Source organism: Promicromonospora sp. NPDC023805 (genome assembly GCF_040639635.1).
GTDB lineage: Bacteria > Actinomycetota > Actinomycetes > Actinomycetales > Cellulomonadaceae > Promicromonospora.
Genome location: NZ_JBFAAH010000034.1, coordinates 43,221 through 51,636, shown reverse-complemented (window position 1 = coordinate 51,636; position 8,416 = coordinate 43,221). Strand labels below are relative to the sequence as shown.

General features: G+C 72.0%; 5 protein-coding genes. 4 read left to right on the top strand and 1 reads right to left on the bottom strand.

The features are described from left to right. Nucleotides 1-190 precede the first annotated feature (190 nt). From AB0F70_RS24750 to AB0F70_RS24735, 4 genes are read left to right on the top strand one after another with little or no spacing between them, the layout of a single operon-like run. On the top strand, nucleotides 191-1,207 hold the full coding sequence (locus AB0F70_RS24750) for a sugar ABC transporter permease (protein WP_357454932.1): 1,017 nt from the start codon (nucleotides 191-193) through the stop codon (nucleotides 1,205-1,207). After that, nucleotides 1,204-2,121 (top strand): carbohydrate ABC transporter permease, encoded by a 918-nt coding sequence (locus AB0F70_RS24745; RefSeq protein WP_357454929.1) that lies wholly within the window; start codon nucleotides 1,204-1,206, stop codon nucleotides 2,119-2,121. Before AB0F70_RS24750 ends, AB0F70_RS24745 begins: the two co-directional genes overlap by 4 nt. Nucleotides 2,122-2,129: 8 nt before the next feature. After that, the gene (locus tag AB0F70_RS24740) at nucleotides 2,130-3,731 is read left to right on the top strand and encodes a GH1 family beta-glucosidase (protein ID WP_357454926.1); all 1,602 of its coding nucleotides are present in this window, start codon (nucleotides 2,130-2,132) and stop codon (nucleotides 3,729-3,731) included. 29 nt (nucleotides 3,732-3,760) lie between these two features. Further along, nucleotides 3,761-4,753, top strand: coding sequence for a LacI family DNA-binding transcriptional regulator (locus tag AB0F70_RS24735; RefSeq protein WP_357454923.1), 993 nt, complete (start codon nucleotides 3,761-3,763; stop codon nucleotides 4,751-4,753). 56 nt (nucleotides 4,754-4,809) lie between these two features. On the opposite strand, the gene AB0F70_RS24730 is transcribed toward AB0F70_RS24735, so the two are convergent. Further along, nucleotides 4,810-8,361: a bifunctional proline dehydrogenase/L-glutamate gamma-semialdehyde dehydrogenase gene (locus AB0F70_RS24730; RefSeq protein ID WP_357454919.1), complete on the bottom strand. Its 3,552-nt coding sequence runs from the start codon at nucleotides 8,359-8,361 to the stop codon at nucleotides 4,810-4,812. Between the last annotated feature and the right edge of the window lie 55 nt (nucleotides 8,362-8,416).

Genomic DNA, 8,416 nt, shown 5'->3' with positions numbered 1-8,416 from the left:
CTCATCACCGAGAACGGCTCCTGGTCCTACCTGGGCCGACGGGGGAGCACCGAAGAGGCGGGGACCGAGGACTGGCAGGCCGCGAACCTCGACCCTAGGTCTCGACACGCTCGACCACCGGATCTGCGCGAGCACCCTCGTGGGCGCTCCGCAAGTGACCCACACCGACGATGACGCGGCGGAAGAAGAAATGGCTGTCCTGACACCTCAACGATCGGCACCGAGCTCCGGTGCGCCACAGCGCGAGTCGCGCAGAATCGGCTTCTCCCAGCGGCTCGGCCGGTGGGACGTGAAGCTCTCCCCGTACCTGTACATCTCGCCGTTCTTCATCCTGTTCGCGGTGACCGGCCTGTTCCCGCTCGCGTACACCGCGTTCGTCTCGGTGCACGAGTGGAGCCTGCTGGGCGGACAGGGCGACTTCGTCGGCCTGGAGAACTTCACGTTCGTGCTGGCCCAGCCCACGTTCTGGAAGGCCCTGGTCAACACGCTGTCGATCTTCGTGTTCTCCTCGGTGCCGCAGGTGGTCATCGCGATCACCATCGCGGCGCTGCTGGACCAGAACCTGCGGGCGGCGACGTTCTGGCGCATGGGCGTGCTGATCCCCTACGTGGTCGCGCCCGTCGCGGTGTCGATGATCTTCGGCCGCTTGTTCGCCGACCAGTACGGCCTGATCAACGCCATGCTCAACACGATCGGCCTGGACTCGATCGCCTGGCACGGGGACCGGATCGCCAGCCACGTCGCCATCGCCACGATGGTCAACTACCGCTGGATGGGCTACAACGCCCTGATCTTCCTGGCCGCGATGCAGGCCGTACCGCGTGACCTCTACGAGGCCGCCGTGATCGACGGCGCGGGCCGCGTGCGCCAGTTCTTCTCCATCACGGTGCCGCAGATCCGCTCCACCATCATCTTCGTCGTCATCACCTCGACCATCGGCGGCCTGCAGATCTTCGACGAGGTCCGTATGTTCGACTCGATCGGGCTCGGTGGTCCGGACCAGAACTGGATGACCACCGTCGTGTACATGTACGACCTCGCCTGGGGCGACCAGCACAGCCTCGGCCGGGCGTCCGCCGTCGCCTGGATGCTGTTCCTCCTGATCATCGTGATCGGCCTCGTGAACTTCATGGTCACGCGGCGCATCTCGTCGTCGGGCGCAGCGGTCAAGAAGAAGTCGAAGCGCACCACCGGGGGGAACGCATGAGCTCCGTCGCTGTCACCGCCCAGACCGCGGGCGAGGGTGCCGCCAAGGCCGCCGCGCGCCGCCGGTCGAGGAAGGCCTCCGGAAGTGCCACCCGGCGCGCGGGCTGGATCGTCTACGCGCTGCTCGGGATCACGCTGCTGGTCTCGGTCTTCCCGCTGTACTTCACGCTGCTGCTCGGCTCGTCCGAGCCGATCGCGATCTCGCAGAACCCCGTGCCGCAGTGGCTGCCGGACCTGTCGCTGTTCACCCAGTTCCAGACCGTCATCGAGTCCACGCAGATCAACTTCTGGCTGGCCCTGACGAACTCGCTGATCATCGCGGTCGTCGTCTCGATAGCCGTCGTGCTGTTCTCGACGCTCGCCGGGTACTCGTTCGCGAAGCTCCGCTTCCGTGGCCGCGGGCCTCTGCTCGTGTTCGTCATCGCGACGATGGCGGTCCCGACCCAGCTCGGCGTGATCCCGATGTACATCCTCATGTCGGACCTCGGCTGGATCGGCAAGCTCGAGGCGGTCATCGTGCCGTCGCTGGTCGCCGCGTTCGGCGTCTTCTGGATGACGCAGTACCTGTCCGAGGCGCTTCCGTACGAGCTGATCGAGGCCGCCCGAGTGGACGGTGCGTCGATGATCCGCACGTTCTGGAGCATCGCACTGCCCGCCGCACGCCCGGCCGCGGCGATGCTCGGCCTGTTCACGTTCGTCCAGCAGTGGACGAACTTCTTCTGGCCGTCGATCGTGCTCAGCTCGGGGAATCCGACGCTGCCGCTCGTCGTGAAGTCTTTGCAGGCAAACTACTTCGTGGACTACTCGCTGGTCATGGGCGGTGTGTTCCTCGTGACGCTCCCGCTGCTGGTGATCTTCGCCTTCGTCGGCAAGCAGCTCGTCGCGGGCATCATGCAGGGAGCGGTGAAGGGATGACCCACGGGATGACACTCAACGTCAAGACGACCGCGGAGGCACGGCGCGAGCCGGCCCCGGGCATCGCGCTGCCGTACACACCGACGGCACCCCGGACGGGGCCGACCGCCAACACCACGGGCACCATCGGCTTCCCGGACGGGTTCCTGTGGGGCGCGGCCACCGCCGCCTACCAGGTGGAGGGCGCCGCCCACGAGGACGGCCGCGAGGACTCCGTCTGGGACGTCTTCGCCAAGGTCCCGGGCGCCGTGCTCGGCCAGGAGGACGGCGAGGTCGCCTGCGACCAGTACCACCGCTACCCCGCCGACGTCGCGCTCATGAAGGACCTCGGCATCAAGGCGTACCGGTTCTCGACGTCGTGGTCCCGGGTGGTCCCGGGCGGCCGCGCGGTCAACCCGGCGGGCCTGGCGTACTACGACCGGCTCGTGGACGAGCTGCTCGGCGCGGACATCCTGCCCTGGCTCACGCTCTACCACTGGGACCTGCCGCAGGCGATCGAGGCCGAGTCCAACGGCTGGGTCAACCGCGACACCGCCTACCGGTTCCGCGACTACGCGGTCACGATGCACGAGGCGATCGGCGACCGCGTCGACGTGTGGACCACCCTCAACGAGCCGTGGTGCGCCGCGTTCCTCGGCTACACGGGCGGCCAGCACGCGCCGGGCCGGCAGTCCCGCGAGGACGGCCTCGCGGCCGCGCACCACCTCTCGCTGGCCCACGGCCTGGCCGTGGAGGCGCTGCGGGAGCGGGCACCCGACGCGAACCTCGGCATCACGCTCAACTTCGAGGTCGAGGACCCGGTGAACCCGGACGACCCCGCCGACGTCGACGCCGCACGCCGGCTCGACGGCGGGTTCACCCGCATCTTCGCGGACCCGATCCTGCGCGGCGCGTACCCCGAGGACGTCCTGGAGGACGTGCGCCAGTACGGCCTCGAGCGGCACATCCGGGACGGCGACCTCGAGATCATCTCGACGCCCATCGACTCGCTCGGCGTGAACTACTACCACGGCAACGCCGTGTCGGCGACGCCCGCCGAGCGGCCGCTGGAGGGTGGCGCCCCGGTGACCCGGCCGTCGTCCGACCCGTTCCCGGCCGGCGACGGCGCGTACACGCACCCGCGTGGTCTGCCCGTCACGGACCAGAACTGGGAGGTCCAGCCCGAGGGCCTCACCCGCCTCCTGCTGCGCCTGCAGGAGGACTACACGGGGCCGCGCGGCATCGCGCTGTACGTGACGGAGAACGGCAGCGCGTACGAGGACGTCGTCGGACCGGACGGGTTCGTGGACGACCAGCAGCGCCTGGAGTTCATCGACGTGCACCTGCGTGCCATCAAGGACGCCATCGACGAGGGTGCCGACGTGCGCGGCTACTTCGGCTGGTCGCTGCTCGACAACTACGAGTGGGCGTGGGGCTACGGAAAACGCTTCGGGCTCGTGCGTGTCGACTACGAGACGCAGGAGCGCACGGTGAAGGCGTCGGGCCGCTGGTACGGTCAGGTCGCGCGGGCCAATGCCGTTCCGGAGCGGTCGGTATCGGTCCTCACGCGGCCCGGCAACTCTGGCGACGGCGACACCAACGGCGAGGACAAGGCGGTTCCCCAGGCGTGACGACCTCAGGCCCACCCACCCTGGATGACGTGGCACAGGCGGCCGGGGTATCCCGGTCGACCGCGTCGCGCGCCATCAACGGTGGCCTGCGAGTCTCCCCCGAGGCGCAGGCGGCCGTCGACGACGCCGTCGCGCGCCTCGGGTACGCACCGAACCGAGCCGCCCGGTCCCTCGTGACGCGGCGGACCGACTCGATAGCCCTCGTGGTGCCCGAGCCGGACCAGCGCATCCTCACCGACCCGTTCCTCAGCGGCACCCTCGCGGGTGTCAGCGAGGGGCTGGCCGGGACCGATCTCCAGCTCGTGCTGCTGCTCGCCCGGCCGGGTGAGCAGCGCGGGCGGGTGGGCCGCTACCTGCGCAGCGGTCACGTGGACGGCGTCATCGTGGCGTCGCACCACCGGGGCGACCATCTCGAGACCGAGCTCGGGCCGACCATGCTGCCCGCCGTCTTCGTGGGCCGCCTCTTCGAGCCCGACCCGATGTTCTCGCGCGGCCTGCGCTACGTCGACGTCGACAACGTCACGGGCGGGCGCATCGCCACCCAGCGGATGATCGATCGCGGCCGCCGGCGGATCGGCACCATCACCGGGCCGCTCGACATGCCGGCCGGGGTGGACCGGATGGTCGGCTGGCGGGACGCGCTGCGTGACGCCGGCCTGCCCGACGACGCAGTGGTCGAGGGCGACTTCACGGTCGCGGGGGCAGCCGTCGCGGCGGCCCGGCTCCTCGACGCCCACCCCGACCTGGACGGGATCTTCGCCGCGTCCGACCTGATGGCGGAGGCCACGCTGCGCGTGCTCGCCGACCGCGGCCGGTCGGTGCCCGGCGACGTCTCGGTGGTCGGGTTCGACGACCTCGGCATCGCCGAGACGACGTCGCCCCGGCTCACCACCGTGCACAACCCTGTGGTGCAGATGGTGGGTGCGGCGACGAGCATGCTGGTGGACCTGGTGGCGGGCCGCCCGGTCCGCGACGAACGCCGCATCTTCGCCCCCCGCCTGGTAGAGGGCGACTCCGCCTGACCCTCGGTTCGCCGAGGTAGAGCGCTTGTCCGGACAGGCGCTCTACCTCGCGGAACCTACGCGGTGCGCTGGTGGCCGTAGCGGTGCATCGTGCGGCTGACCGCCTGCTCACGGAGCATCGTCAGCAGCTCGCGGCGTCCGCTCGCCAGGACCGGGGCGTCCAGCACGGTGACCGAGCCGAGGCGGCTCGCCGCCGTGTCGCGCAGGCCGGGGGCCTCGCCCACCACGCGGATCCGGCCGGTCACCTTGCCGTCGGCGACGGCGTCGGCGAACGCCTCGTCGGTCATCTCCTGCTGCCCGACGACGGTCGCCGGCACGCCCGCTCGCGCGGCTGCGGCCAGCACGCGCCGCACCTCGACGTCCTGCGCGTCGACGCCGATCCGCACCGTGATCCCGGGGACGGGCCGGTAGCGGAACACGTTCGACTCGACGCCGAGCGCCGACGGGTCGTGCGCGGCATCGAACTCGGTGACCCAGGCGCGGTCGTCGTCGGCCCGGGCCCAGGCGAGCCAGCCGGACGGGTCGGCAGTGCGCGACGGCACGTCCGGCGCGTCCTCCCACCGGCCGAGCTGCGCGACGTAGTTGGGCCCACCGGCCTTGGCGCCCGGTCCGACGGAGGACGCCTTCCAGCCGCCGAACGACTGGCGCTGCACCACCGCGCCGGTGATGTGCCGGTTCACATACGCGTTGCCGACCTCCACGCGGTCGAGCCAGTGCGCCACCTCGGTGTCGTCGAGGGAGTGGATGCCACCGGTGAGGCCGAACGACACGGCGTTCTGCAGCGCGATCGCCTCGTCGAGCGTGCGGGCGGTCATGATGCCCAGCACCGGGCCGAAGCACTCGGTGAGGTGGAAGAACGAGCCGGGGCGGACGCCGTCGCGCACGCCAGGGGTCCAGAGCCTGCCGCGGCCCAGGCCTGCCTCGCGGGCCACCGCGTCCAGCCGGCGCGGCCGCACGAGCCAGGCCTCGCCGGGCTCCAGCGTGGTCAGGGCGTGCAGGAGCTTGCCCTGCGCCGGTTCGGTGAGCGGCCCCATCACGGTCGCCAGGTCGGTCGCCGGTCCGACGGCGAGCGAAGCCACCGCGTCGACCAGCTGCCGCCGGAACCGCTCACCGGTCGCGCTGCGCGGGTCGCCCACCGAACCGACGAGGATCACGAGCGAAGCGGCGGAGCACTTCTGCCCCGCGTGCCCGAACGCCGAGCGCACGACGTCCGCGACGGCCAGGTCCAGGTCCGCCGACGGCGTCACGACTATCGCGTTCTTGCCGGACGTCTCGGCGAGCACCGGCAGCTCGGGCCGCCAGGACGCGAACATCTCGGCGGTCTCGATGGCGCCGGTCAGGATCACGCGGGACACGCCGTCGTGCGTCACGAGCCGGCGGCCCAGGTCGCCGTCGGGCACGCGGACGAACTGCGCGACCGAGCGAGCCAGCGCCGAGTCCAGCCCGATCTCCGGGGCGACCTCGTCGAGCGCGGCGTGCACCGCCTCGACGGCGATCTCCAGGCAGCGCGGCGTGGGCGGCGCGGGCTTCGCGATCACCGCGGTCCCGGCCGCGAGGCCCGCGAGCACGCCGCCCACGGGGATCGCGACGGGGAAGTTCCACGGCGGGGTGACCAGGGTGACACCGTCCGGCGTGAAGCGGGCGCCCGGCCAGGCCTCCGACGTCGGGTCGAGGGACTCGGCCGCCTGCGCGTAGTACGCGGCGAAGTCCACGGCCTCGCTGACCTCGGGATCAGCCTCGGCGACGGTCTTGCCGGCCTCGTGCACCATTGCCGCGACGAGGTCGGCGCGAGCGGCCTCCAGGTGCTTGGCCGCGGCGCGGAGCACGCGGCCCCGGTCGGTCGCGGACACCTTGGACCACGCGGCGCCGGCGCGGCGGGCGAGCGCCACGACGTCGTCCACCTGGGCCGACGTCGCCAGCGGCTCGGCGAGCGCCGGGACGTATCCGGAGAGCGGGCCGGTGATCTGCTGCGCCCACGCGCGGTGCTCGGCGACGGCGGGGTCGGTGTCCGCGGCGTTGCAGAACGGTCCCGTCACCGGCTGCGGCGCGGGGCGCGGACGGCGGCGCGGGGTGACGTCGTCGGGCGAGTAGTGCACGCCCAGCTCGACGGACGCGCGGAAGGCCGCCTCCTGCCGATCCATGGGTGCCGCGCCGGCCGAGCCTGTCGAGGCCGGAGCGAACGCCGCGTGCAGGAAGTTCTGCTCCGCCGCGTTCTCCTCCAGGCGCCGCACCAGGTACGAGATGGCGACGTCGAAGTCCTCGTCGCGGACCACTGGGGTGTACAGCACCACACGCCCGGCGTCCTTCGCGACCTCGTCGCGCACGGCCGCGGCCTCCGCCGGGGCCATACCTTGCAGCATCTCGATGTCGAGCGCCTCGGAGACGCCGCGTGCCCGGCCGAGCAGGATCGCGAGCGCCACGTGGAACAGGTTGTGCGACGCGGCGCCGATGCGGACCGCGTGCGCGCGCTCGGGGCGCAGCGCGTGGTCGAGCATGCGGACGTAGTTGGCGTCGACGTCGGGCTTGGACGTGTACGGCGCCTGCGGCCAGTCGTGCAGGGTGGCCTCGACGTGCTCCATCGCCAGGTTGGCGCCCTTGACGATGCGCACCTTGATGCGCGCGCCGCCGTCAGCCACGCGCCGGGTGGCGAACTCCGTGAGGCCGTCCAGGGCGCCCAGCCCGTCGGGGAGGTAGGCCTGCAGCACGATGCCGGCCTCCAGGTCGCGGAACTCGTCGCGGCCCAGGATCTCGGTGAACACCGCGGTGGTCAGGGCGAGGTCGCGGTACTCCTCCATGTCCAGGTTGAGGAACACGCCGTGGTCGCGCGCGGCGCGATACAGCGGCAGCAGCTGCTCGACGACGCGGTCGCGGGAGCCCTCGAGGTCCCACGTGACGAGCTGCGCGGCGACGCTGGAGACCTTGACCGACACGTAGTCGACGTCCGGACGCTCCACCAGCGCGATCGTGCGGGCCAGCCGGCCGGCGGCCTCCTCGGCACCGAGCACCGCCTCGCCGAGCAGGTTCACGTTGAGGGTGTAGCCCTCGGCCCGGGTGCGGGCGAGGTGGGCGGTGAGCCCGGCACCGGCGTCCGCCACGAGGTGGCCCACGAGCTGGCGGAGGCGGGCGCGGGCGGCCGGGACCACGATGCCAGGGAACGCCGGGGCGGCCAGGGCGCCGGCCCGGAACAGGGCACGGTCGGTCGGGCTGAGGAAGGTGGCGCTGCCGGCCTGCCTGCCGAGCCTGGCCAGGGCCTTCGCGGCGACGTGGGTGTCCTGCGGGCGGGCGACGTCGTCGACGAAGCCGACGGCGAGCTCGAGGCCGGCGGGGTCGGACACGAGTGCACCGAGGGCGGCTGACGCGCGGGCCACCGCCCGGTCGGTCTTGGAACCGGCGGTCTTGGAGCCGGCGGCGCCGGAGCCGGCGGCCGTGCCGGTGGCGGTGCCGATCCAGGTCCTGGCGAGGGCTGCGGCGTCCTCGACGAGGGTGTCGGCGGCGAGCTGCACGGTCGGCTCGGTCGGAGCCTGAGGCGTGGCACTGTCCGGTGCGCCTGCGCCCCCGGTCGGGACTGTGGCGGAAGCGGCGCGGTCGCGCCGGGCGGAGGTCTTCATTCCTCCAGAGTGCACCCGAAGCCGTTCACATGTATTGGCGAGATCACTCGCTGTC

Coding starts and splice junctions, on each gene's coding strand:
- AB0F70_RS24740 (WP_357454926.1), top strand. CDS start 2,130: ATGACACTCAACGTCAAGACGACCGCGGAGGCACGGCGCGAGCCGGCC.
- AB0F70_RS24750 (WP_357454932.1), top strand. CDS start 191: ATGGCTGTCCTGACACCTCAACGATCGGCACCGAGCTCCGGTGCGCCA.
- AB0F70_RS24730 (WP_357454919.1), bottom strand. CDS start 8,361: ATGAAGACCTCCGCCCGGCGCGACCGCGCCGCTTCCGCCACAGTCCCG.
- AB0F70_RS24745 (WP_357454929.1), top strand. CDS start 1,204: ATGAGCTCCGTCGCTGTCACCGCCCAGACCGCGGGCGAGGGTGCCGCC.